25 protein-coding genes and 1 riboswitch are annotated in these 24,099 nt (G+C 31.1%); of the genes, 18 read left to right on the plus strand and 7 right to left on the minus strand.

Annotated features, from left to right (window positions below):
• Positions 1-16 precede the first annotated feature (16 nt).
• The gene (locus D4Z93_RS02370; protein ID WP_119970153.1) at positions 17-793 is read right to left on the minus strand and encodes a sulfite exporter TauE/SafE family protein; all 777 of its coding nucleotides are present in this window, start codon (positions 791-793) and stop codon (positions 17-19) included.
• A gap of 161 nt (positions 794-954) precedes the next feature.
• Here D4Z93_RS02370 and D4Z93_RS02375 point away from each other — a divergent pair, with 161 nt between their 5' ends.
• From D4Z93_RS02375 to D4Z93_RS02405, 8 genes are all read left to right on the plus strand, one after another.
• Entirely contained in the window at positions 955-1,545 is a 591-nt protein-coding gene (locus D4Z93_RS02375) for a TetR/AcrR family transcriptional regulator (RefSeq protein ID WP_119970154.1), read from the plus strand.
• Positions 1,546-1,724: 179 nt separating this feature from the next.
• Positions 1,725-2,858 (plus strand): L-dopachrome tautomerase-related protein, encoded by a 1,134-nt coding sequence (locus D4Z93_RS02380; RefSeq protein ID WP_119974197.1) that lies wholly within the window; start codon positions 1,725-1,727, stop codon positions 2,856-2,858.
• A 362-nt stretch (positions 2,859-3,220) separates the two neighbouring features.
• Entirely contained in the window at positions 3,221-4,474 is a 1,254-nt protein-coding gene (locus tag D4Z93_RS13435; RefSeq protein WP_119970155.1) for a transposase, read from the plus strand.
• A gap of 416 nt (positions 4,475-4,890) precedes the next feature.
• A complete protein-coding gene (locus tag D4Z93_RS13580; protein WP_279220944.1) occupies positions 4,891-5,013 on the plus strand; it encodes a hypothetical protein in 123 nt (40 codons plus the stop codon).
• A 204-nt stretch (positions 5,014-5,217) separates the two neighbouring features.
• A complete protein-coding gene (locus D4Z93_RS02390; RefSeq protein WP_119970156.1) occupies positions 5,218-5,973 on the plus strand; it encodes a C1 family peptidase in 756 nt (251 codons plus the stop codon).
• 252 nt (positions 5,974-6,225) lie between these two features.
• The gene (locus D4Z93_RS02395) at positions 6,226-6,462 is read left to right on the plus strand and encodes a DUF2164 domain-containing protein (RefSeq protein ID WP_119970157.1); all 237 of its coding nucleotides are present in this window, start codon (positions 6,226-6,228) and stop codon (positions 6,460-6,462) included.
• 214 nt (positions 6,463-6,676) lie between these two features.
• Positions 6,677-6,940, plus strand: coding sequence for a hypothetical protein (locus D4Z93_RS02400; protein WP_119970158.1), 264 nt, complete (start codon positions 6,677-6,679; stop codon positions 6,938-6,940).
• A gap of 27 nt (positions 6,941-6,967) precedes the next feature.
• The gene (locus D4Z93_RS02405; protein ID WP_199798403.1) at positions 6,968-7,525 is read left to right on the plus strand and encodes a hypothetical protein; all 558 of its coding nucleotides are present in this window, start codon (positions 6,968-6,970) and stop codon (positions 7,523-7,525) included.
• A gap of 133 nt (positions 7,526-7,658) precedes the next feature.
• On the opposite strand, the gene D4Z93_RS02410 is transcribed toward D4Z93_RS02405, so the two are convergent.
• A complete protein-coding gene (locus tag D4Z93_RS02410) occupies positions 7,659-8,537 on the minus strand; it encodes a LysR family transcriptional regulator (RefSeq protein WP_119970159.1) in 879 nt (292 codons plus the stop codon).
• An 86-nt stretch (positions 8,538-8,623) separates the two neighbouring features.
• On the opposite strand from D4Z93_RS02410, the gene D4Z93_RS02415 reads away from it, so the two are divergent.
• Together D4Z93_RS02415 and D4Z93_RS02420 are read left to right on the plus strand one after the other, a co-directional pair.
• Complete coding sequence (locus D4Z93_RS02415; protein WP_341466777.1) at positions 8,624-9,202, plus strand: prolyl-tRNA synthetase associated domain-containing protein; 579 nt, start codon at positions 8,624-8,626, stop codon at positions 9,200-9,202.
• 71 nt (positions 9,203-9,273) lie between these two features.
• On the plus strand, positions 9,274-9,801 hold the full coding sequence (locus D4Z93_RS02420; RefSeq protein WP_119970161.1) for a methylated-DNA--[protein]-cysteine S-methyltransferase: 528 nt from the start codon (positions 9,274-9,276) through the stop codon (positions 9,799-9,801).
• Between the two features lie 16 nt (positions 9,802-9,817).
• On the opposite strand, the gene D4Z93_RS02425 is transcribed toward D4Z93_RS02420, so the two are convergent.
• Positions 9,818-11,209, minus strand: coding sequence for an amino acid permease (locus D4Z93_RS02425; protein ID WP_119970162.1), 1,392 nt, complete (start codon positions 11,207-11,209; stop codon positions 9,818-9,820).
• Positions 11,210-11,323: 114 nt separating this feature from the next.
• Positions 11,324-11,414, minus strand: a riboswitch (glycine riboswitch).
• Positions 11,415-11,605: 191 nt separating this feature from the next.
• Between D4Z93_RS02425 and D4Z93_RS13585 the strand changes: the two genes are divergently transcribed.
• Positions 11,606-11,740: a hypothetical protein gene (locus D4Z93_RS13585; protein WP_279220945.1), complete on the plus strand. Its 135-nt coding sequence runs from the start codon at positions 11,606-11,608 to the stop codon at positions 11,738-11,740.
• A gap of 110 nt (positions 11,741-11,850) precedes the next feature.
• On the opposite strand, the gene D4Z93_RS02430 is transcribed toward D4Z93_RS13585, so the two are convergent.
• Positions 11,851-12,288 (minus strand): MarR family winged helix-turn-helix transcriptional regulator, encoded by a 438-nt coding sequence (locus D4Z93_RS02430; RefSeq protein ID WP_119970163.1) that lies wholly within the window; start codon positions 12,286-12,288, stop codon positions 11,851-11,853.
• A gap of 321 nt (positions 12,289-12,609) precedes the next feature.
• On the opposite strand from D4Z93_RS02430, the gene helD reads away from it, so the two are divergent.
• The 3 genes from helD to D4Z93_RS02445 all read left to right on the plus strand — a co-directional run bounded on the left by helD (position 12,610) and on the right by D4Z93_RS02445 (position 19,079).
• Positions 12,610-14,859 (plus strand): RNA polymerase recycling motor HelD, encoded by a 2,250-nt coding sequence (gene helD / locus D4Z93_RS02435; protein WP_119970164.1) that lies wholly within the window; start codon positions 12,610-12,612, stop codon positions 14,857-14,859.
• Positions 14,860-15,000: 141 nt separating this feature from the next.
• Positions 15,001-17,226: an ABC transporter ATP-binding protein gene (locus tag D4Z93_RS02440; RefSeq protein ID WP_119970165.1), complete on the plus strand. Its 2,226-nt coding sequence runs from the start codon at positions 15,001-15,003 to the stop codon at positions 17,224-17,226.
• On the plus strand, positions 17,223-19,079 hold the full coding sequence (locus tag D4Z93_RS02445; RefSeq protein WP_119970166.1) for an ABC transporter ATP-binding protein: 1,857 nt from the start codon (positions 17,223-17,225) through the stop codon (positions 19,077-19,079). Before D4Z93_RS02440 ends, D4Z93_RS02445 begins: the two co-directional genes overlap by 4 nt.
• Positions 19,080-19,367: 288 nt before the next feature.
• Here D4Z93_RS02445 and D4Z93_RS02450 read toward each other — a convergent pair whose 3' ends face one another.
• Positions 19,368-19,757 (minus strand): thioesterase family protein, encoded by a 390-nt coding sequence (locus D4Z93_RS02450; RefSeq protein WP_119970167.1) that lies wholly within the window; start codon positions 19,755-19,757, stop codon positions 19,368-19,370.
• 210 nt (positions 19,758-19,967) lie between these two features.
• Here D4Z93_RS02450 and D4Z93_RS02455 point away from each other — a divergent pair, with 210 nt between their 5' ends.
• Together D4Z93_RS02455 and rd are read left to right on the plus strand one after the other, a co-directional pair.
• Entirely contained in the window at positions 19,968-20,513 is a 546-nt protein-coding gene (locus D4Z93_RS02455; protein ID WP_119970168.1) for an NADH peroxidase, read from the plus strand.
• Between the two features lie 91 nt (positions 20,514-20,604).
• Entirely contained in the window at positions 20,605-20,766 is a 162-nt protein-coding gene (rd, locus tag D4Z93_RS02460; RefSeq protein WP_119970169.1) for a rubredoxin, read from the plus strand.
• Between the two features lie 56 nt (positions 20,767-20,822).
• Here rd and D4Z93_RS02465 read toward each other — a convergent pair whose 3' ends face one another.
• Together D4Z93_RS02465 and D4Z93_RS02470 are read right to left on the minus strand one after the other, a co-directional pair.
• Positions 20,823-21,149, minus strand: coding sequence for a LiaI-LiaF-like domain-containing protein (locus D4Z93_RS02465; RefSeq protein WP_119970170.1), 327 nt, complete (start codon positions 21,147-21,149; stop codon positions 20,823-20,825).
• On the minus strand, positions 21,146-21,640 hold the full coding sequence (locus D4Z93_RS02470; protein ID WP_119970171.1) for a hypothetical protein: 495 nt from the start codon (positions 21,638-21,640) through the stop codon (positions 21,146-21,148). The genes D4Z93_RS02465 and D4Z93_RS02470 overlap by 4 nt, the downstream gene beginning before the upstream one ends.
• Before the next feature lie 226 nt (positions 21,641-21,866).
• Here D4Z93_RS02470 and D4Z93_RS02475 point away from each other — a divergent pair, with 226 nt between their 5' ends.
• Positions 21,867-22,568 (plus strand): response regulator transcription factor, encoded by a 702-nt coding sequence (locus D4Z93_RS02475; protein ID WP_423243039.1) that lies wholly within the window; start codon positions 21,867-21,869, stop codon positions 22,566-22,568.
• Positions 22,552-24,075: a sensor histidine kinase gene (locus D4Z93_RS02480; RefSeq protein ID WP_119970173.1), complete on the plus strand. Its 1,524-nt coding sequence runs from the start codon at positions 22,552-22,554 to the stop codon at positions 24,073-24,075. The genes D4Z93_RS02475 and D4Z93_RS02480 overlap by 17 nt, the downstream gene beginning before the upstream one ends.
• The last annotated feature ends 24 nt before the right edge of the window (positions 24,076-24,099 follow it).

The raw sequence follows: 24,099 nt of genomic DNA on the forward strand, positions 1-24,099 counted from the left end.
GTATTTTCAGTGGTGCCTATTTGAACAATTGTGCAATCCCCATTGCTAAATTTCCAATAATAATGATTAAGTCGATGCTTTTGTTATTCTTAGATCCTTTGTTTTTAAAAATGACTTTGCTTAAGACAAAAGAACCGACAAGTGCTCCTACAATGGCACTGATTGCGAGTAAGACCGCTAACTGACAATCGACAGTACCAACGCCTGCTCGTACGGCAAGACCAACAAGAGAAATTCCTGCCAGGATAAACACGGAGGTTCCCACTACCTGCATTGTGCTGCAGCCTAAAATGGTCAATCCGGCGATAATTGCAGTGGTGCCACTTGTTCCGACTAAACCAGAAAGTAGACCGCCAATCAAGCCGAAAATACTAGCCTGAACGAACCCTTTTTTATTTTTCGAAACAACATCCTTTTCCTTTTTAGTTGGAACAAGTTTTCTAATGATCATCATGACGGTGAGCAAAATAATGACGATACCAATTAATTTGTTATAACTGTCTGCAGGAATCTTACCGGAAAACAGTGAACCAATAATGGATCCCAAGGCACCCCATGCAAGCATGATCCAACCCATTTTATAATTAACATTCGAATTCTTTGCATGAGAAAAAGCACTGACGGCTGCGGTGGGAAACATGGTTGCAAGTGAAGTAGAGGTAGCGATTGCAGGTGAAACATTAAAAAATATAGTTAAGATGCTGACGTATACGGAACCTGCACCACCGCCAAAAGCCACTGTCATCATTCCCATAAAAAATCCGACTATGATCAGTATGAAAAATTTTAACATTGTATTTAGTCTCCTTTGTTCAAATTTGTAATGCTATAGTAAGAATTATAATTATTCTGCAATTCGTTATCAACCGATAATTTAATGGCAATTGTCGGGCAATAAAGCATGATAAAATAAAAGAGGAGAACCATTTATAACTAAATTTGGAGGAGAGAAAAATGAATCGTCAACCTGAAATTACTGCACAGACGAAGAAGGAAATCACACAGGCTTTCTGGCAGATATACTGTAGAAAGCCAATCAATAAAATCACTGTTCGAGAAATAGTTACTCTTGCAGGGTACAACCACAGTACTTTTTATGCTCATTTTCTGGATGTTTATGATGTTTTAGAGCAGCTTGAAAACAAATTGCTGCCTGACTTAAACAGCCCACAAGCGCAAAGTTTGATTGAAAAATCAGATATTCGACTATCTGTTGAGCATTGTTCAGATATTTATAAGCGTTATAACAAGTATTATGTAGTGCTGCTTGGCCCGAAGGGTGATCCGGCCTTTCGAGAGAAACTTGTCAGCATTTTTGGCGAATTTATTAAAAAACATTTAAAGCAGCCGTCTGATGTTTCTAACTTTGAACTAGATTGCGTAGTGACTTATGCTGCTTCCTCATTACTTGCAGTGCTGACATTTTATTATCAGAGCAAAGAGAAACCCTCTGCTCAAGGAATTATAAATTTGATTATTGATTTGATGAATCATGGTGTTGCTAAGAAGTTAGGATGGGAAATTGCTATTAAAGAAAATTCGTAATCAGCTACTGTGCTGTCATCGCCGTTGGGCATTATTTGTCATTATTATTGCCATTTTAACCTGCTTTGAATAATCCTATCTTTTAGGAGATGCAGTAACATTGAATAGATTTATTTCATATTATAACCTATAACTATAAACTAAGTCTATAAGGAGGATATCACTACATGAACTATCAAATGTTACTGTCCTGGAACCGATTGAACTGGAATTTCCCGGATGAAGCTATGAAGTATCAGTTTGAAGCAAATCAATATTGGAAACATGCTATCCCTACAGGGGTAAAGATAGACAAAAATGGTACCATATACGTTGCGGTACCTCGTTGGTCTGAGGGAATTCCTGCAACTATGAATCGTGTTGTGGTAAAAGACGGAAAAGCAATTCTTGATGCATTTCCTAGTTGGAAATGGAATCAGGCTGGAAATATTGATTTACTGCAATCAGTCATGGGATATGAAATAGATGAGTGCAACAGAATGTGGATTTTAGATCAGGGAAAGATTGCATATGCACCTTCTAAACCTGGTTCTCAAAAATTAATAATATGGGATTTGAATTCCAATAAAATGATTGATTGTATAAGAATCCCGGATAAAATAGCGTCTTACCGAACATCTTTTTTAAATGATATCGTTGTGGACAATAAAAATGGCTTTGCCTATATTACTGACTCAGGAAATGGATGGCCAAATCATCCGATTGTAGGTGGAATTATCGTTTATAATATGAAAACGAAAACTTTCAGGCGTGTACTTGATCAAAACTTCAGTACACAGGATTTTCCTAACTTCCAGTTTGATATTGACAACAGACCGGTAAATAATAAATTTGGTGTAGATGGTATTGCCATGTCGGCAGATCGATCTACTCTTTATTATAGTCCACTAACAGGCCGAAATTTATATGCCATTGACACAATGGTACTACGCGATTACACAATACCTTTAGAAGAAATTAGCTGCCATGTTCAATCACTTGGAAGCAAAAGTACGACAACTGACGGCATGTGCGCCGATAATAATGGAAATGTTTTTTATACTATGTTGGAAGGTAAAGGTATTGGATTCTATAATTCCAGGAATGGTCAATTTCATAAAATTATCTCTGAGGACAGGATGGTATGGGTAGATGGTGTGTCTTTCGATCAGAAAGGATCTATCATCTTTAACAATAACCGCTTTAATCAGGTTTATGAAAATCCTCAGACCCAAATTGATTGGAGTTATCCTTACAATCTGGTTATCTGGAGAGCCTTCCTTGATAAGAATATAAAATCTTATTTGTATGGATCATCATCACAATGCTATTAGACGTTCACTCTGTCAACTATTTTCGAAAATGTCTTAAAATGTTGTAAATATTAGCACCAATAACAATTGGTACTTGGATTGATTATAACCCCAAATGTTTTTAAAACATTTGAGGTCAATTTATCGATTATTATATTATTCAATAGCATTTGTTATAAAATCTCTGAAATTTCTGCAGAAGTTTAGCACTTAAAAAATTTTTAGGACAATAGTCCTTTGGATTATAAAGCCTTATGAATATTTACAGTAGAATTAATAGATTCCGATTTTTACTGGAAATTATACGGAAAAAATTTGCATAATAAAAGCATCCTTTTTATAATGGTTTTGCTAAAAACTAAAAATAAAAGGATGCTGATAAAATGAGTAAAAGTTATTTGAAACAGCTACTCACTTATATTAACAGGGTATATGATATAGGTGAAAAAATCAATAGTTTAAAAAATAAAATAATAAAATCTCCAGCAAAAGTTTCAACAATAGCTTTCGTAGTATTATTTGGATTCATGCTTCAAATAAGAAGTTTCAATAGATTAGAACATTGGATTGAAAAGAATAAATTTAAAAAGGTATTACCTAAAAATACTAAAATGCTACGCATTGACGCCGTTAGGCGTTTCTTGAATGATTTTGATCTTGATGGCTTAAAAAATATCAACAAGCACATAATAAAAACTACTGCGAAGAATAAAGTATTTAGAAATGGTACTATAGATGGTTTAAAGGTAGCTGCCATAGATGGTGTAGAACTATTTGACAGTATTAAAAAATCTTGTAACAACTGCCTTACAAGGGTTGATAAAAATGGTATAACGCATCATTTTCACAGATCAGTAGTTTGTGCAATGGTTGGTTGTGATCCACATATTGTTTTAGATCAGGAAATGCTTGAATCCCAAAAAGATAGTTCAGGTAAAGATGAAGGAGAAATTACTGCCGGCAAACGTTTAATTAAAAAGCTATATAAAAAATATCATCACTTTGCGGATATTATTGTAGCTGATGCTTTGTATTGTAATGCTACATGGATAAAAGAAGTACTCTCTATAGGAATGAATGCTGTAGTTAGAGTAAAAGATGAACGTCTTCACATTGTAAAAGACGCATTAGCTTTATTTAAATGCCGTGAGGCAGATAAGAACTGGATTGTAAGAAAAAATACAAATATCTACACAAAGATTAAGGTATGGGAAGATGATAATTTTGAAATGTCTGATAAGGATATAAAAGTAAGGTTCTTGAGGTTTGTAGAAGAAATTCATACTGGAGACAGAATAGAGATTAAAGAAGGATGGATCATAACAACAGATAAATTTACATCAGTAGAAAGCCTGTGGAAGATAGTGCATAAAAGATGGGACATTGAAAATAATATATTTCATCAACTGAAGACGGAATGGCATTTAGATCACTGTTTTCTTCATAGCCCTACGGGCGTAGAAACAGTTTTAATGTTTATAATAATAGCATTTAATTTAATGCAGTTATACTTTTTTAGGTGTATAAGGGGTTTTAGAGAAAAGAATATGCTTCAAATGGATATTATTGAAGATATAAAAGATGAAAGATTTACTATAGAAAATAATTGGAATAACCCTATATTTGGAAAGACATAATTCAAAATTAAAACTGGAAATTGATTATATAAATTTATCGGGGTAAAGAGGTATTATAATTATTTTTTCGACCTAACGGTCTCCGGGCTTACCAGCCCTTTAAATAAATGTAATTGAATACAATTCCAGTAAAAATAAAATTTTTACTGGAATTTAGGTGCTAAATCTCTGAAATTTCTGTGGAATATTTGACATTGTGTTAATAAAGTTATATACTTAATAAGTTGTATGAAACTATTTATTTAAATGATAGTGTAGAAAATCACACTAAAGGGGAAATTATGAAACTAAATTTTATGTCTGCGGTTGTAGGGCATATAAAATATAAATATGACTACCATTAAATTTTTAGATATCTATTAATTTAGATATCTGTTTTTATATAAAAGTAAATTTTATATAAGGGAGTGATTTATTTGGGACGTAAAAATGGCAAGGGTAAAAAGAAGGATTTAACCGATTTTAGTTATTTGCTTGATAAGGATAAAGAAGAAAAGAATGTTGACAATAAAATAGATAAAAAGAAAAAAGAAGAATAGTGATCTCTGTTTATACCAAAAAATAATGGATATGGATTAATTTCATATCCATTATTTTTTTAGGTATAAATGCTAGTTATTAACATTATAGGGTTTGTAAATTAACTTAACAAATGTTTTTTATTTTGTCACATATACGTTTTATTGCATATTATGTAGAGATAGAAATAAATATTTTTATCAATAAAACAAAGGAGAAATAGAATGATAAAAAGAAGTTATAAGTTAAAGCCTGATAAACAAGATATGAGAGATAAGATTTATTACTCTTCAACTATAGAGAAAATTACAAGTCTTCCTGAAGAAGTTGATCTTAGAAAATATATGTCGCCAATAGTTGATCAAGGTGAACTTGGAAGTTGTACTGCTAATGCTATTGTTTCAGGATTGCGTGAGTATCTTGAAAATATATCTGATGAACCTTATAAACAGTTAAGTCGTCTATATTTGTATTGGTGGGAGAGATTTATAGAAGATACTGTGGATGAAGATAGTGGAGCTTACCTTAGAGATGGTATGAAAGTGCTTAAAAAACTTGGAGCTTCTTTTGAAAGTGATTACCCTTATGATATTAATAAGTTTAGAGAAGAACCAACTCCTAAGGCTGTATTAAATGGAGTGTCATATACAATTGATGAGTATAGACGTATTAAAGATTTAGATAATTTAAAAATAGCCTTGACAGAAAAGATGCCAGTTGTTACAGGAATGAAGGTATACTCGAGTTTTGAATCAGAAGATGTAATGAAAACTGGAGTAGTTCCTATGCCGGATATAACAAAAGAGCAGCTTTTGGGTGGACATGCAGTATTGGCAGTTGGATATAATGATTGTAAATCAGAAGTCATTATGCGTAATTCTTGGGGTAAGGATTGGGGAGATAACGGTTATTTTTATCTTCCTTATAAGTATTTTACAGATGATAATAGTTATATTATAGATATGTGGGTTGGAAAATAACTATAAGATTGTTTACAGAAAATGTGAAAATATAAAACTATTGAGCAGAACTGTGCTACTGTTAGTTAAATAGTATAAAAAATAAGATAGAATTTTATAAAATGGCTAATGTTATTTTACAATTTTAATTCTATCTTATTTCGTTTTTATCTTCCATCTGATAGAATTATATTATAGGGTTTGTAATTCCAAGCTTACGTATAACTTAATTTTGGGATTATAAATCCTATATTATAAATTATGGAGGATAATATGAGAGGAAAAAGTAAAATAAAATTGAGTGAAGAAACAAAGAGAGAGATGAGTTATAAAATAAAGAGTTATTTCTTAAAAGAGAGAGACGAAGAATTGGGCGATCTTGCTTCAAGTTTGATTTTGGAGTTTGTTATAGAAGAATTGGCACCCGAATTTTACAATCAAGGGGTTTATGATTCCTATAAATATATGGGTGAGATGGTTGATGATTTACTGTCAATTCAAAAATATTAAGAACTTTAGATAAATCTGAAGTTCTTTTATTTTGTCTTTTTTCGGGTTCTGTGTTTATTTGTTGGAACTACATTTAAAATAAATAAATATAATAAAAAGACAGGGATTGAACAATCAGCATGAATATTGTTAGATATGCAGATAATTCTTTTGTTATTGAGAGGAAACTTACAGGAAGTACTTTTAGATAATATTAAAAATGGAGGTAAATAGGATGGCAAAATACAGAAAGAAGCCAATTATGGTTGAAGCTGTTGTATTTTATGCTGAAGCATCTTATATGATGAAGTTGTCAAAATTCCTACCTTTCAAAATAGAGGTATTCGAAAAAGATGGAAAAAAGCATTTTATAATTCCAACATTGGAGGGACCTATGAGAGCGACTGAAGGTGACTATATTATAAAGGGTATAGGTGGAGAATTTTATGCTTGTAAACCGGATATATTTGAAAAGACTTATGAGTTTGTAGAAAAATAAATAAGAATTATATGGGGGTAAATAAATGTGGATATGAATAATGTTGTAGCTATAGGCGGAATTTTGATAGGAATTTCGGGAGTTACACTCTTTCTTTTTCCAAAACTAAAAGAAAAGAAAGTAAATGTTTCTAAGGCCATAAATGCTATACAGCAGGGTACAGACACTGCAGACTTGGTTTTATCTGCAGTTAATAAGATGATTCCCGGGAATCCTGTAATAAATGTTCTTGAAATAATAAACAAATGGGGCAGAATTGCGGCAGGGTATGCAGAGCAGTTGTATCATGCGGGAGATATTAAAAAAAATGAAAGAGAACAAGTTGCTGAGACAGTTGCTTTAAATGTTTTGAAGGAGCTTAATATTCCTGTGGATGATAATAAAAAAACTCTAATAGATGCGGCAATAAAGAATGCTGTCAATGATCTTGGACATGCGTCTTTAAGCGAAGAAGAAAAGAATGCTCAAATAGAAAAGATAAAGCAGGATTTAGCTTTAGTACAAACTGAAAATGCTGAATTGAAGCAGACCATTTTAAAAATGCAAAGTAAATTGATATCTGGTAGAACCACAAGCATAAAATGACCCGATTCAGATAGCAGATAGTATTTGAATGAAAATTTAAGCCCGGTGGATAAATAAAAAACTGCCGGGCTCTATTTATTCACTTAAATAAAAAAGGTAGCTATCTTTAATTGAATTTTATCCTACTAATTTTTTAGATATTAGGCTGTCTATACTTTATGTAGTTTAAAAATCGTTTAACTGCAAGTGATGTACTCTTTTTATTTTTCAATGCCAATCCAATTCTTCGATAAGCAGGTACTTCCAATTCTTTTGTAATAACATGATAAGGAATACGCTGTAAAATAAGTTGTGGCAAAATACTAATGCCCAGACCGCTTTCCACCATAGACATAATGGCATAATCGTCCCATGTTGTAAAACGGATTTTAGGATAAATTTCACATTGATCAAATATCTTTGAAACATCTGCTTTTTCACTCTTTTCTAGCAGCATAAAAGGGTAATCACATAATGCCTTGACCGGGAAATATTTACAATTAACAAGAGGATGGTTTTCGGGTAAAACCACAAGTAGTTTATCCTGCTTTAAAAAAATTGTTTCAAATTCCGGAAGTGTAGGAAGCCTAAGAAAGCCGCAATCTACGCGTCCTTCTAGAATCCAGTTTTCTATTTCTGTATAGTCTCCAAGTAGCAATTCGTAATTAATGTTGGGATAATCTTTTTGAAATTTTTTAATTATATTCGGGAGCCAATGGGTTGCCACACTTGAAAATGTACCTATACGGATAAGTCCGGATTGCAATCCATTCAATTCTTCAATTTGCACCTGTAATTTCTGATATTCAGTACATACATTTTTAGCAAATGGTAATAATTTTAAACCGTCAGAAGTTAATCGTACACCAGAGTGTCGGCGTTCAAGAAGTGATACACACCATTCTTTTTCTAGATCATTAATCATACGGCTAATGCCAGACTGGGAATAATTCAGCATCTCTGCCGCTTTTGTAAAGCTGCCATATTCAACAGTCTTAATAAATGCCATATATTTTTGAATATTCATGTCCATACTATGTTTACCTCATATATATCTGATTTTATCATCTTTATCATGATAAACATTCATTTTTGTAATTTATAGGTTTATGATACACTATGCCTGTAGAGTTTTCAAGAGAAGGGAATGAAATAAACATGTTTTATGTAAGTGATATTTATACAACGCCGCCAAACAAGTTTGACACCCTACTGCAAAAGAAAACATATGAAGTATTACAAAGCTTACATATTCCGTTTGAACGTGTTGATACAGATAAAGCAATTACGATGGAGGATTGCGTTCAAATTGATAAGAAATTAGATATGAAGATGGTAAAAACTTTGTTTCTTTGCAACCGACAGCAAACAGTTTTTTATATGTTCATTACAACAGGTGATAAGAAGTTCAAATCAAAGGATTTCAGTAATGCATTAGGAGTAGCACGTGTTTCCTTTGCTCCTGCAGATTTAATGGAAAGGATGTTGGGAACTGAAATCGGTGCGGCAACTGTTTTCAGTGCCATACTTGATAACAATAGTACTGTACAAATTATTTTTGATAAAGATGTTGTTAACGAAGAATGGTATGGGTGCAGCGATGGTACAACTACTAGTTATATGAAAATCAAAACGGAACAAATTATTTACAATTTTTTGCCTTTTGTGAAGCATACGTTATCTGTTATTGAGATGTGATAAAGTAGTTTTTACCTGAAAACACCATAACATTAACTCTATTATAATTAAATAAAAAGGGGTGTTGATGAATGGTTTATACAACTGTAATACAGACTCCACTTGGAATGGTTAGAGCATCAGCAGAAAAGAATGCTCTTAAAGGATTGTGGTTTATTGGACAAAAGTATTATCCGAAGAATGTGGAGTTATGGATAAATAAGCCAGATTATAGAATTTTTAAAGAGACTGACAGATGGCTAAAAAACTATTTTTCCGGTAGAAAGAATTTATGCTTACCTAAGCTTGAACCTGAGGGAACAAAGTTTCAAAGAGATGTTTGGAATGTGCTTCTACAAATTCCGTATGGAAAAGTTATTACTTATGGAGAAATTGCAAAAAAAATAGCAGAGTTAAGGGCAATAGGTTCAATGTCAGCACAAGCAGTTGGTGGAGCTGTCGGACATAATCCTATATCAATTTTAATTCCATGTCATAGAGTTATCGGTTCTAATGGTAACTTAACTGGTTATGCTGGAGGAATCCAAAAAAAGAGGGCTCTTCTCATGCTTGAAAAGGCCCAAATTTATAATGCAACATCTCAGGAAAATAGTTTATAAATTATGTAGTATGGTTTTATGCTAAGTACTGTTTAGCATTTTCTTTAGAATTATTATTCTTTTTTTTAGATTTAAGTATTTTAAAAATTACAGCGAGAATTAAAAACCACACAGGTGTTACAAATAGAGCTACACGAGTTTCATTGTTGAGGGCAAGTGTAAATATAACAAAAGCAAAGAACGCTAAAATCATATAATTTATAATTGGATAAAACGGCATTTTGAATTTATTGTTTTTAGCAAGTTCTGGTTTGGTTTTACGGTATTTTATATGACAAATAACTATTATTGCCCAAATGAATATATAACAGAAGGTTGATATACTTGTGATAAGTACAAATACTCCTTCCGGCATAATGTAATTTAAAATAACTGCAATTAATATAATACAGGCAGAAAATATTGTTGCATTACATGGTATATGATTAGAAGTTAATTTTTTCATTGATTTAGGTGCATTATCTTCTTTAGCAAGTGAGAAAACCATACGGCTTGTACTAAATATGCCACTGTTACAAGCAGATGCGGCAGATGTTAATACAACAAAATTTACAATACTTGCAGCTGCAGCAATTCCAATTGCAGAAAATACTTGTACAAAAGGACTCTTGGCCGGATCGATCGAATTCCAAGGATATATTGCCATAATAACAGCAAGTGCTCCAACATAGAAAATTATAATTCTTATTGGAATATTATTTATAGCTCTTGGGATAACGTGTTCCGGATTTTCAGTCTCACCAGCAGTTAGACCAACTAATTCAATACCAGTAAAGGCAAATACAACCATTTGAAAAGATAGAATGAAACCATTCAGACCATTTGGAAACCATCCACCATGTCTCCAGAGATTAGAAAAGCTTGATGCTCCAGCGTTTGTTGAAAAACCTTTAATGATCATAAAAGTACCACCTATAATTAAAGCTAGTATTGCTATTACTTTAATTAGTGCAAACCAGAATTCCATTTCCCCAAATAGTTTTACAGCAGTAAGATTCATAATTAGTAAAATTACAAGAACTACAAGGCTTGGAAGCCATCTTGATATATTTGGAAACCAGTATTGTACATAGAGCCCTGATGCAGTTACATCAGCCATAGCAAGTGAAATCCAGCAGAACCAATATGTCCATCCAGTTATGAAAGCAGTACTTTCACCAAGATAATCGTAGACGAATTCCACGAAAGAATGGTAATTTGAATTTGAAAGCAGCAGTTCACCAAGTGCACGCATGACAAAAAATAGCATTATTCCTGTTATTGAGTATGCCAATAGAATAGATGGACCTGCTAGATGAATTGATCTGCCAGAACCGAGAAACAATCCGGTACCAATGGCACCACCTATTGCAAGCAATTGAACGTGTCGATTTTTTAAACCTCTTGATAAATTTTGATTTTCCTCCATATGTATTCCGCCTTTCTTATTTTGTATAAGTTTTTATTATTGGAGATACAAATGGGAATAGATAAGATACATACAAATGAAGTAATTTTTAAGTATTACTTTTATAAGATAAGTTATCTTTCCCTTGTCCTTTTACCTGAGAGTTTCGTCATATATAGACTTGCTCCTTCGGTTCTCTTTGTAGAGTCTCTCCAAGGGTTCATCCAATAGCGGTCATCTCTAATAAATAGGTACCTGAAAGATTTACTTCTTCGGTGAATGACTTTTCGTCATAACTCTCCCACTATCTTCATCTGAACGAATAAATTTCACCCTTATATCGTAATATATATCAGGAGAAATTGCAATATTTTTTTAGTTTCTGACAAAAATCATTATAAAAAGGATGCTTTTATTATGCAAGTCTTAAAGATGGATTTAGTTACAATTATGAAACCATATTTAAAAGAACTTATGGGAAAAAACAATGATGCTGTTCACCTTGTTATTAATGTACCTACATTTGACAGCATCTTCCTTAGATATAAATGATCTGTTTAGATTTTTATGAATGCAAGCTTAGATTTACTAGAAATTTTTTACGTGGCCAATTTTGGGAATCGCGGCCGGAGGATAAGTTAAACTTTCATTTATAGATCCTATTACTCTGTCACACCTTTTAACATTTTATAGAGAAGCTTATAAAGTGTCTTTATTTCTTCTAAATCAAGTTTAACACACTGACCGATTTGAGATGGAATCTTGACTGCTGTTTCCTTAAGTTTGTTACCTTCTTCAGTCAACGTAACTATTAAATTTCTTTCATCATCTTTTGATCTTACACGTGTAATATATCCTTTCGATTCTAACTTTTTCAAAACCGGTGTTAGTGTACCAGAATCTAGATACAGGTATTCTCCGAGTTCTTTAACATTTAATTCTATCTTTTCCCATATTACCATCATGGTAATATACTGAGTATATGTTAAATCTATTTTTTCAAGAAAAGGCTTGTATTTTTTAACAACCTCTTTTGCACATGCATAAAGTGGAAAACACAATTGATTTTCTAATTTTAAGATATCATATTTATTTTTCATGTTTTATACTCCTTTATGAATAATTATATCGTACACAATTAAATTTATCACTTTTCTTATAATTCTTCAATAAAATATTACAGAACAGCTCATTGATGATATTAAGAAAATTATATAGCCTTTTTAAAGGAGTGATGAAATGAAAAAAGGTGTATGACCATTGACACACCAAAAGAGAAATGATAATATAATTCTACTGATAATATATGTATATAAACAACATACATCCAATTATATTATACTACTTTCTAAAAGCGATGTCAATGCTTTTTTTATGGTAATGTTATTGAATTATTCATTACAAGGAAAGGATGGGATTAATTGAATAACTTTGAATGGAAGTTGGAAAATGAATGGCTGCAGGAAGTACTCAAAGAAGTTCGAAAACAGTTTAATGAAAAACATGATTTTAAAGAAAAATTTAGAAAAGATTCTATTGAAACACAAAAGCAGCTTTGGGAGGATATAGGCTCTTTGTCCATAACTAATGGATTGGATCAGGTTGTAGATTTTATGGAATACATCACAACATTGAAAATGCAAAAAAGAAGACATGAATTTGTCAGAAAACTTGAAGAAAAATATGAAAAAATGCTTTTATCCCCATACTTTGGGAGGATGGATTTTCTAGAAAGAGGAAATGATAAAGCTCAAAAATGTTATATTGGAAACTTCAATCTTATCAATGACAACTTTGATTTTCTAGTATATGATTGGAGAGCTCCAATTTCCAGCATGTACTATGATTACGAAATTGGAAAAGCTAATTATATATGCCCTGAAGGAAGCATTTATGGTGAAATCACTTTAAAAAGACAGTATAAAATCAATAATGGTAAAATTGAATATATGTTTGACAGCAATCTAAATATTGATGATGAAATACTTCAGGATATCTTGAGTAAAAGTACTGATAGTAAAATGAAGAACATAGTAACAACTATTCAAAGAGAGCAAAATAAAGTAATTCGTAATGAGGATTATAAAAATTTGATTGTTCAGGGCCCTGCGGGAAGTGGGAAAACTTCTATTGCTCTTCACAGGATTGCATACATCTTATATAAGCATAGAGATAAAATAGCATCACAAAATATAATAATATTTTCTCCAAATGAAATTTTTAATGAGTACATTTCCGATGTACTTCCTCAGCTTGGAGAAGACAATATGTGTCAAACTACATTTAAAGAATATATGCAAAAAGCCTTAGAATCTGATTTTAAAAAGGAAAGTTACAGTGAAATGATGGAAAATATTCTTGCAGCTAATAAAGACCCAATGTATCAAAGAAGAATAGTAAGTATAAAATATAAATCTTCCATACAATTTATAGATATATTAAAAAAATATGTAGACTATGCCGAAAAAAAAGATAGAAGCTTTAAAGATATTATTTTAAGAGGCAGATTAATAATTTCCTCTAAGGATTTGCAGGAACTGTTTCTTAAAGATTATATACAGTTTCCACTAAAAAGGAGACTTCATAAGATAAGGGAAAGAATATTATTTCTTATGGAACCTTATGAAAAAGATTGGGTTAACGAAGTAACCAGTAAATTTATGGAATCTGATCCTTATCTGGATAAAACAGAAGTTAGAAATCGCAGTATAGCTATTGTAAAAAATGAAATGAAGGATATATATTCTGAAATCAATAGAATGACAGAGTTTGATTTAATAGATATTTATAAAAAGCTTTTTATGAAATTGGAGTCTTTTTCTGCAAATTTTAATACCGGGTACAGCGAGAAGGAAATTGATGAAATAAAAAGCTATACTTTGGACAATTTGAAGGCTGAAAAGCTTAATTATGAAGATCAACCTCCTCTTCTATATCTCAAAGGTGTACTAGAAGGAATTCCTAAAACCTCAGAAATCAAATATGTTATTATTGATGAAGCGCAAGATTATACACCATTGCAGTATGAAATCTTTTATCAGCTTTTTAAGCATGCTAATATAACTATACTGGGTGATCTTGATCAATCCATCAATCCATTTATGAATGTAGGGGATTATAACAACATCTCTCATATATTTCCGAAAGATAATACCTTTATAATAAATTTAACCAAAAGTTACAGATCAACAATGGAAATTACTAAGTTCTCAAGAAGGCTGCTTGGCAAGGATATTACTTACGGATGTGTAGAGAGAAGTGGAGCTGAACCTTTAATTCTTGGCTTTTCAGATGAAAAATCTATAAAAGAAAAACTTCTTGAGGATGTAAAAAAATATAAGGAGAAAGGTTATAAATCCATTGGTATTATAACAAGGACTGTAAAGGAAGCAGATGAAGTATACAATTTTTTAAAAGAAAGGGTTCATGTTAGAGCCATATTGAAGGATGATGATGAATATGTAAGTGATACATTGGTAATTCCAGCATACCTTGCTAAAGGATTAGAATTTGATGTAGTGCTTATATATAATGCAGGAAATGAAAATTATTGCTGCGAGGAAGAAAGGCTGCTGCTATATACTGCCTGCACTAGAGCTCTTCATATTTTGTGCATATATTATTCAGGGAACTGCACTCCATTATTGATAAGTGCTAAATCTCTGATATAATGTAAATTTTATTTACAATAATTTAATAAGAAGATATATTGATTAAAAAAATTTTTTGAGGTACAATATCCTTTGTAACAAAGTTCTTATACGAAATGTTCCTATACAAAATATTTTTGATTTTATACAAGGAGAATTAGAATGGTCAAGTTATTAAAGTATTTAAAACCTTTTTTAGGTATGATTTTAGGTGCTGTATTACTTTTATTTATTCAAGCTATGTGTGATCTTACACTTCCAGATTATACATCTAATATTGTAAATAATGGAATACAACAGGGCGGTATTGTAAATGCTGTTCCGAATGCATTAAGAAAAAGTCAAATGGAAAAAATAAATGTTTTTGTTAATGAAAATGATAAAAGTGAAATATCCAAAGATTATATATTTATTGACAAATCAAGTAAGGATTATTCATATTATTTAAAACGATATCCAAATTTAAAATATGAACCGATCTTTGTACTTAAAAAAATCAGCAAAACGGAAGAAAGTAAATTGAATCCTATTATGGGTAAAGCAATGCTTGAGGTGTCAGGCATTGACAAAATCAAATCTACTGCAAAAAATGGTGTTATTAATTTTAATGGAATGAATATACCATCAAATACAGATTTATTTGCAGTGATTTCTAAAATGTCGGGCAGTCAGAAAAATAAAATTATTGATGTTATGAATAAAAAAATATCTGGTTTAGGTGACAACATGATTACTCAATCTGCTGCCCCACTAGTTAAAAATGAATATAAGGCACTTGGAGCAAATACAGACAAACTTCAGAGCAGATATATAGTAAAGACCGGAATTGCTATGCTTATAATATCTCTTATTGGAGGAGTATGTGCAGTTGCAGTTGGTTATTTGGCATCTAAAACTGCCGCTGGTCTTGCAAAAAATTTACGTAAAAGTATATTTGACAAAGTTGAACATTTTTCAAATGCAGAATTTGATAAATTTTCAACAGCATCACTAATAACGAGAAGTACCAATGATATTACACAGATACAAATGTTAATAGTAATAATGATAAGAATGATATTTTACGCTCCTATAATGGGAATTGGCGGAATAATGAGAGCCATGGGAAAGAGTCATTCTATGTCATGGATTATAGCGCTTGCGATTATAGTCTTGCTTGGATTAATTTTAGTTGTATTTTCAGCCACAATTCCTAAGTTTAAAATAATACAAAAACTTATAGATAAGCTGAATCTTGTAACTCGTGAAAATCTTTCAGGAATGATGGTAATAAGAGCTTTTAATACACAGAAATTTGAAGAGAATCGTTTTGATAAAGCAAATCGTGATGTTACAAATACCAATTTATTTGTAAATCGCGTAATGGTAACTATGATGCCAGCCATGATGCTTATAATGAATGGAATTACATTGCTTATAGTTTGGGTTGGAGCTCATAATATTGCTGATTCTACAATGCAGGTTGGTGATATGATGGCATTTATGCAATATGCAATACAAATAATTATGGCATTTCTAATGCTTGCTGTGATGTTTATACTTGTACCAAGAGCATCTGTTTCAGCAGGACGTATTAGTGAGGTTCTTGAAACTGATTTGTCTATTGTAGATGATAAAAATCCTAAAAGTTTTGATATGGATAAGTCCGGTGTTATCGAATTTAGGAATGTATCTTTTAAATATCCTGGAGCTTCAGAGTATGCTCTTAAAGGTATAAATTTTAAAGCACTGCCTAATAAAACCACAGCCTTTATAGGTTCTACCGGTTCAGGTAAAACTACTTTAGTGAATTTGATTATGCGTTTTTATGATGTTACAAATGGTGAGATATTTGTAGATGGTGTAAATATAAAGGAAGCATCTCAGCACGAACTAAGAGATAAAATTGGTTATGTGCCTCAAAAAGGATATTTATTTAGTGGTACAATTGAATCTAATTTGAAATATGCCGATGAAAATGCGAATGAAAAGCAAATTTTAAATGCAGCAGAAATTTCACAGTCGATGGAGTTTATAGAGCAAAAACCTCAAAAGTTGAAAACTGAAATATCCCAAGGTGGATCTAATGTTTCCGGTGGACAAAAGCAAAGACTTTCTATTGCTCGTGCTCTTGTTAAGAAACCTGAAGTTTATATTTTTGATGATAGTTTTTCAGCTCTTGATTTTAAAACGGATGCTGCACTTAGAAGGGCTCTTAAAAAAGAAACTTCAGCGAGTACGTTTCTAATTGTTGCACAGCGTATTTCAACAATTATGGATGCAGATCAAATAATAGTTTTAGATAATGGACGTATAGTTGGAAATGGGACACATGAAGAACTTATGAAAAAATGCAGCATTTATAGAGAAATTGCAGTGTCACAATTTTCAGAGGAGGAGTTAGCATGAGTAGTGAACGTAAAGTAAATAGAACTAAAATGCGTAGAGGCCCGGGTGCTGCGATGCAGGGCGGAGAAAAGGCAAATGACTTTAAGAATACTATGAAAAAACTTATAAAGTATATGAGTGAATATAAAATTTCTATAATTATTGTTTTTATATTTGCGGGTGCAAGTGCTATATTTTCTATAGTAGGGCCGAAAATACTTGGACGTGCCACGACAAAATTGTTTGAAGGTGTTATGAATAAAATTTCTGGAAATGGAAATGGTATAGATTTTAATTATATTGGTAAAATATTAGTTCTACTTATTTTTCTCTATATTATAAGTGCGGCCTTTAGTTATGTGCAAGGTTTAATAATGTCGAAAGTATCTATGGAAGTCAGTTATAAGATGAGAAAAGAAATTTCTCAGAAGATAAACAGGATGCCTCTTAAATATTTTGATACAACTAATCATGGAGAAGTCTTATCACGTGTTACAAATGATGTTGATACAGTGAGTCAAACTTTAAATCAAAGTCTAACTCAAATTATAACATCTATTACAACTGTTATTGGAGTGCTTGTTATGATGTTTAGCATAAGTTTTACAATGACACTTACAGCACTTTGTATAATACCTTTGTCATTTGGCATAGTTATGCTTATAGTAAGAAAATCTCAAAAGTACTTTAAGCAGCAGCAAGATTATTTAGGTCATGTAAATGGGCATATAGAAGAAATGTATGGTGGACATATTGTGATGAGGGCATTTAATGGTGAACAGGATAGTATTGAAAGATTTGATAAGCTAAATAATACACTTTATAAATCAGCCTGGAAATCACAGTTTTTATCCGGAATGATGATGCCTGTTATGAATTTTGTAAGTAATATTGGATATGTGGGAGTATGTGTCCTTGGAGGATGGCTTACAATTAAGAAAGCTATTGAAGTTGGAGATATCCAAGCATTTATACAATATGTAAGATCATTTACTCAGCCAATAACTCAGATAGCAAATATATCTAATATATTACAGCAGACAGCGGCATCTGCTGAACGTGTGTTTGAATTTTTAGATGAAGAAGAAGAGAGCAGAGAAGTTGATAAACTCAATATAGATACTAATAATGTAAAAGGATATGTTGAGTTTAAGAATGTCCATTTTGGATATAATCCTGAAAAAATTATCATCAATGATTTTTCAGCTAGAGTTAAACCAGGTCAGAAAATTGCTATTGTTGGACCAACAGGAGCAGGAAAGACAACAATAGTAAAATTACTTATGCGTTTTTATGATGTAAACAGTGGCCAGATTCTCGTAGATGGGAATGATATAATGGATTTCAAAAGAGAAGATTTAAGATCTATATTTGGAATGGTTCTTCAGGACACCTGGTTATATAATGGCAGTATACTTGAAAATATAAGATATGGCAGACTAAATGCATCCGATGAGGAAGTAAAATCAGCGGCAAGAGCTGCACATGTAGAAAGTTTTGTATCTACACTTCCAGCAGGATATGATATGATTCTAAATGAAGAGGCATCTAATGTTTCTCAGGGACAGAAACAGCTTGTTACAATTGCCAGAGCAATACTTGCAAATCCAAAAATTTTAATTCTGGATGAAGCAACTAGTTCTGTTGATACACGTACTGAAGTCATGATAAAAAATGCCATGGATAATCTTATGAGTAATCGAACAAGTTTTATTATTGCACATAGGTTATCTACAATAAGGGATGCTGATCTAATACTTGTAATGGATCATGGTGATATTGTAGAGCAGGGGACACATGAGGAACTTATAAAGAAAAATGGTTTTTATTCAAATCTCTATAAAAGTCAATTTGAAGAATCAGAAGCAGTATAGTTTTATAGGGTTTGTAATTCTAAGCTTAACTTATGCGCAGGTCGGGATTCCCAAAATACGTCACGTAAAAAATTTCTAGTAAGTCTAAGCTTGCATTCATAAAAATCTAAGCGGATTATATAAACTCGCTTTGCTCAGACATATATAATCCACTAAGATTTTCAAGAACGCTTCGCTAAAACTTACTACAAAATTTTTTAATGTGCCTAAATTTTAGAAATCCCGACCTGCGCATAAGTTAAGCTTAGAATTACAAACCCCCATATTTGATTTAAAGTCTGGTTTGTCTTATTTAGCCTTATCTAGAAACCTTTCAAGGTTTACAACGCACTGTTCATATGTTCCAAATCCTATTTTACAAGTTTCATTGAATACTTCAATATTATATAATATTTTTCTTCCATTTATTGCGGCGATTTTTACTTTAATTTTAATCTCTGAATTTACAGAGGTCGGATTTATATGTTGAACATTAATTTTGGTGCCTACAACTCTACAATTTTTAGGTAGTTTATCAATTACTAAATTTGAACATGCCTTTTCTATAAATTTAATCATACTTGGAGTAGATAGCATGATTATATCTTTATTTCCTATAAAATCAGCTGTATCATTATTTTCTACTATATAATTATCAGTATGTGTTAAGCCCACTTCTAAAATATTGCTAAGTTCCATATAAAGATATTTCTCCTTTCGCTGTAATGCAATAATTTAATTTATGAGTTAATTATACCATGATTTACAAATTTAAATAAATTATAAAAAATGTATTGACAAATAATATTTGAAATAGTAAACTAAAAATATAATAAATAATAATTATTAAATAAAAATAAATATTAAAAAATAAATTAAGATCATAAATGATTTGGGAGGAATATTAATATGAAAAAATTTGTTTGTTCAGTATGTGGATATGTTTATGAAGGAGAAGAGGCACCAGAGAAGTGTCCTCAATGTGGAGCAGGAAAAGATAAATTTACTGAAAAAGTAGATGGCGAAATGGCATGGGCAGATGAGCATAAGATAGGTGTAGCACAGGGAGTGGATAAAGAAGTAGTAGAAGGATTAAGAGCTAACTTTACAGGAGAATGTACTGAAGTTGGAATGTATCTTGCAATGAGCCGTCAGGCAGACAGAGAAGGATATCCAGAAGTGGCAGAAGCATATAAGAGAATAGCATTTGAAGAGGCAGAGCATGCATCCAAATTTGCAGAAATGCTGGGAGAGGTAGTAGTACCTGACACAAAGAAGAATCTCGAAGTAAGAATTGAGGCAGAATATGGTGCCTGCAAGGGTAAAAAGGATTTAGCAGTATTGGCAAAGAAATTAAATTATGATGCAATACATGATACAGTTCATGAAATGTGCAAGGATGAAGCAAGACATGGTGCTGCATTTAGAGGACTATTAAATAGATATTTTAAATAAACACATTTTATTATGGATAAAATATTGAGAAATAATTAAAAATAATACTAAGATATAGTTCTTATATTGATAATGAATTGGAGGGATTGCTTTGGAAAAGTATGTTTGTACAGTATGCGGATATGTATATGATCCTGAAGTTGGGGATCCAGATAATGGAGTGAATCCAGGAACATCTTTTAAAGATTTACCAGAAACGTGGGTTTGTCCTCTTTGTGGAGTTGGGAAAGATCAATTTGAAGTAGAAAAATAAATGTATATAGAAATGTTTCAAGTTAAAGTAAACTTGAAACATTTTTATATTTTAATTTAAATATATCCGCCAATTGTTAATGCACTTTTTAAGTAGGGAATATAATATATTAATTTATTTGCTGTATATATGCCGAAACAGAAGAATATCATTATAATTATTAGAAAAAAACTTAACAAATCATATTTTAATTCAATATTGTTTTTTATACTTAGCTTGTTTAATGTCAATGTTTCTATTCCAAGTGATATTAGTATAATGGGCCAAAATTTCAATATATACTCTTCAATGTGAATATTGAAGACAGTTATAAGTAGATAAAGTATGCCTAAAACTATCATAAGAAGACCAAAAGTCAACGTTCCAACCCTTCTTTGTATCATTTTTGATCACCTGATTCTACATTCTTTTTTTTACTTTTTATCAGAAAAAACCCTGTACCAATTAAAATTATTGAAATGATTAGATCTTTTATAAGTCTTATTATTTCATAATCACAATATCTGCTTATAAAAGGCACAACGATATTATCAATTAATGAAAAAACACCCATAATTATTAGCACATAAGCTATATATTTTTCTGCATTATTGTTAAAAAATGATTTGCTGAAGTTAGTTGATTTAAATATTGGTAAATCATCATCTTGTACATTATCCTCTTGTGTTATTTTTAGTTTTAAGTCAAATATACTGTAGCACCATATTACTGGTATAAAAATACCAAGAAATCTAAAATCAAATGAGTTTGATATAAAAAGTAAAAGAAAAAATAAAAGCATAAGTTCCGAACCCTGCCTAATAAGGCCTATATACATATGTCCTGCACCAGGAAATAATGAAAAAAATATAGCTGTTTTTCTTGAATATTTCAATTTATAAGTCTCCCCCTCTATTTACAGGATATATAATATTAAAATCCTGTATATTTGTTCTATGTTAAAATCATATTGTATAAACCTTAAAATAAACCTTGTAAAATTCTTAATTTTTTCTTAAATGATACTTGTATACGTGTTAAAGGTATCATGAATTATAGTAAATAGGGAGGCATTCTTATATAATATAAAAGGAAGTCTGTTTAAGAGAAAGGATGTAATGATGGCTCAGAAAATTTTGGTCGTTGATGATGAAAGAGAAATAAGAAATTTAATGGAAATTTACTTAAAAAATGAAGGATTTTGTATCATTAAGGCATCTAATGGCATAGAAGCTTTAAATATACTTGATCGAAATGATATATGTCTTGTTATACTTGATATAATGATGCCTAAAATGGATGGAATTGAAACGTGCATAAGAATAAGAAAAACTAAAAACATGCCTATTATAATGTTGTCTGCCAAAGGAGAAGATATGGACAAGATTTTGGGACTTACAACAGGTGCTGATGATTATATAACAAAACCTTTTAATCCACTGGAACTCATAGCTAGGGTAAAATCCCAAATAAGGAGATATACAAAACTAAATGCTGTCTACAATCCTAAAATTGAAAAAACGATTGAAATTGATGATCTATCAATAAATACAGATACGCATGAAGTTATTGTAGGTGATAAAATTGTAAATCTAACAAAAAGAGAATTTGATATACTTAAGCTGCTTGCAGAAAATAGAGGGATGGTTTTTAGTACTGAAAAAATATATGAAAGTGTTTGGAAAGAAGGATTTTATGATTCTTACAATACAGTTATGGTGCATATTAGAAAAATACGAGAAAAGATAGAACAGAATCCTAGGAAACCTAAGTATATTAAGACTGTTTGGGGAGTTGGTTATAAAATTGAAAAAGCTCTTTAATTTTATCTTTAGATTTTATGGTTTTATAAAAGATAATGTAAGCAAAAGCATAAGACTTGAACTAGTAGTTACTTTTGCAATATGTTTAATTTCTGCATTTATTGCTGGAAGTTGGTATAATGGTCATTATAAAGAGCAGCATATGATAGCTCAGATTGATTACAGTAATGGAATTCAGGAACTTTCCTCCAAACTTTCAGAAATAAAATCAGAGCTTGAAAATTTAAATACTTTGAATAAAAATTATATAAACCAAAAAATAGATGAATCTCTTTCAAAAAAAGATGGTACAGTTAAAATATATCTGGCAGACATGGATGGAAATGTAATTTGTAAATCCAAAAGTGCATATCAGAAGAAGCTTGATATATATAGTCTTGTAAATAAGGCAGAAGATTTTAGAAAAGAATATGATAAGTCTATTGTTATAGATACTGATAATGGAATATTAAAGAAAAGGGTTGTACTTGACAAAGTTCAGGAGTATGTGGAGATAGATGGCTTAAATATATCAAATAGAAAATTATATCTTATAATAATGGGAGTACCTGAACAAAAAACTACATATATAAGATCCAATGGTTCAATTTTTTCAGTAATTGAAGCTATAGTAGTATTTATAGGTTTATTCTACTTTATGACAATTAAAAAAATGGGCTATATAGAAATAGTTTCAAGAGGGCTTGTTGAGATATCTAAAAATAATCTTGATTACAGAATAAAAATTTATGGTAAGGATGAGCTGGCTAAGCTTGCTAATAATATAAATTTTATGGCTTCGGAGTTAAAGAAAAGGGTTGAAGGTGAAAGGGCAGCAGAAAAGACTAAAAATGATCTTATAACAAATGTTTCGCATGATTTGAGAACACCTCTTACATCAATAAAAGGCTATTTGGGATTGATAAAGGATAAAAAATACAAAGATGAAGTTCAGATGGGGGAATTTCTTGATATAGCATATGCTAAATCTGAAAAACTAGAGATACTAATAAATGATCTTTTTGAATATACAAAACTAAGCAATAAGGTTATAGAAATTCACAGGAAAAAAATATATATAGATGAACTTTTAGAACAACTTTCCGAGGAATTACATGTTATATGTGAGGAAAATAATGTAAAGCTGCATAAAAATTTTCATGGAAGCAGGATTTATGCATATGTTGATCCAGATAAAATAGTTAGAGTATTTGAAAATTTAATTATGAATGCTATAAGATACAGTTTAAAACCTGGAGGTATAAATCTTGAACTTAAAGATAATGGTAAATGCATTCTGATTTCTGTAGAAAATAGATGTGATCATATAGATGAAAGTGATTTAAAAAAGTTATTTAACAGATTTTTCAGGGTTGATAAGTCACGATCAGAAGCAACAGGAGGAAGTGGCTTGGGTCTTGCCATAGCCAAGAGTATAGTTGAATTACATGATGGAAAAATATGGGCTGAAAGTATTGAAGACAGGGTTATTTTTTATGTGGAACTAAAAAAAGACATTCAATCCTGAATATTGGATGTCTTTTTAAGTGCA

The organism is Clostridium fermenticellae (assembly GCF_003600355.1).
Classification (GTDB): domain Bacteria; phylum Bacillota; class Clostridia; order Clostridiales; family Clostridiaceae; genus Clostridium_AV; species Clostridium_AV fermenticellae.

Coding starts and splice junctions, on each gene's coding strand:
- D4Z93_RS02370 (WP_119970153.1), bottom strand. CDS start 793: ATGTTAAAATTTTTCATACTGATCATAGTCGGATTTTTTATGGGAATG.
- D4Z93_RS02410 (WP_119970159.1), bottom strand. CDS start 8,537: ATGGACATGAATATTCAAAAATATATGGCATTTATTAAGACTGTTGAA.
- D4Z93_RS02425 (WP_119970162.1), bottom strand. CDS start 11,209: ATGGAGGAAAATCAAAATTTATCAAGAGGTTTAAAAAATCGACACGTT.
- D4Z93_RS02445 (WP_119970166.1), top strand. CDS start 17,223: ATGAGTAGTGAACGTAAAGTAAATAGAACTAAAATGCGTAGAGGCCCG.
- D4Z93_RS02415 (WP_341466777.1), top strand. CDS start 8,624: ATGCCTGTAGAGTTTTCAAGAGAAGGGAATGAAATAAACATGTTTTAT.
- D4Z93_RS02430 (WP_119970163.1), bottom strand. CDS start 12,288: ATGAAAAATAAATATGATATCTTAAAATTAGAAAATCAATTGTGTTTT.
- D4Z93_RS02375 (WP_119970154.1), top strand. CDS start 955: ATGAATCGTCAACCTGAAATTACTGCACAGACGAAGAAGGAAATCACA.
- D4Z93_RS02390 (WP_119970156.1), top strand. CDS start 5,218: ATGATAAAAAGAAGTTATAAGTTAAAGCCTGATAAACAAGATATGAGA.
- D4Z93_RS02440 (WP_119970165.1), top strand. CDS start 15,001: ATGGTCAAGTTATTAAAGTATTTAAAACCTTTTTTAGGTATGATTTTA.
- D4Z93_RS02450 (WP_119970167.1), bottom strand. CDS start 19,757: ATGGAACTTAGCAATATTTTAGAAGTGGGCTTAACACATACTGATAAT.
- D4Z93_RS13585 (WP_279220945.1), top strand. CDS start 11,606: ATGCAAGTCTTAAAGATGGATTTAGTTACAATTATGAAACCATATTTA.
- D4Z93_RS02465 (WP_119970170.1), bottom strand. CDS start 21,149: ATGATACAAAGAAGGGTTGGAACGTTGACTTTTGGTCTTCTTATGATA.
- D4Z93_RS02455 (WP_119970168.1), top strand. CDS start 19,968: ATGAAAAAATTTGTTTGTTCAGTATGTGGATATGTTTATGAAGGAGAA.
- D4Z93_RS02380 (WP_119974197.1), top strand. CDS start 1,725: ATGTTACTGTCCTGGAACCGATTGAACTGGAATTTCCCGGATGAAGCT.
- D4Z93_RS02475 (WP_423243039.1), top strand. CDS start 21,867: ATGGCTCAGAAAATTTTGGTCGTTGATGATGAAAGAGAAATAAGAAAT.
- D4Z93_RS02395 (WP_119970157.1), top strand. CDS start 6,226: ATGAGAGGAAAAAGTAAAATAAAATTGAGTGAAGAAACAAAGAGAGAG.
- D4Z93_RS02420 (WP_119970161.1), top strand. CDS start 9,274: ATGGTTTATACAACTGTAATACAGACTCCACTTGGAATGGTTAGAGCA.
- D4Z93_RS13435 (WP_119970155.1), top strand. CDS start 3,221: ATGAGTAAAAGTTATTTGAAACAGCTACTCACTTATATTAACAGGGTA.
- D4Z93_RS02400 (WP_119970158.1), top strand. CDS start 6,677: ATGGCAAAATACAGAAAGAAGCCAATTATGGTTGAAGCTGTTGTATTT.